Origin of the sequence: Escherichia sp. HH26CH, assembly GCF_009820205.1 — a bacterium.
GTDB lineage: Bacteria > Pseudomonadota > Gammaproteobacteria > Enterobacterales > Enterobacteriaceae > Escherichia > Escherichia coli_F.
This window is the reverse complement of the sequence record NZ_VNXM01000021.1, coordinates 1-293: the sequence shown is the minus strand read 5'-3', so window position 1 is coordinate 293 and position 293 is coordinate 1. Positions and strand designations below refer to the sequence as shown.

Sequence of the window (293 nt, the reverse complement as noted above, 5' to 3'; positions counted from 1 at the left end):
TTATCTTCATGGTAGGTCCGTCCCGTGACGATGGGCTGGTCCGGGTCTCCGTTCAGAAAATCAACAATCACCTCCTGACCCACCCGCGGTATCGCCAGGTTACCAAACCCCGGCCCCGCCCACGCCTGCGATACCCTAACCCAGCACGAACTCGCCTCCGTTGCCGGGTTATACCTGTCCCAGTGAAACTGCACTCGCACACGTCCGTGTTCGTCGCAGAAGATTTCCTCGCCCGCAGGCCCGGTGACAATGGCGCTCTGTGGCCCGTCCACCTTCGGTTTGCTCTGCAGCCG

At 61.4% G+C, this 293-nt stretch carries 1 protein-coding gene; it reads right to left on the bottom strand.

All coding sequences use genetic code 11. The annotated features are described in order from the left end of the window. Positions 1–293: type VI secretion system tip protein TssI/VgrG (gene tssI, locus FQ015_RS08495; protein ID WP_160523953.1), on the bottom strand; the 293-nt coding region annotated here is incomplete at both ends.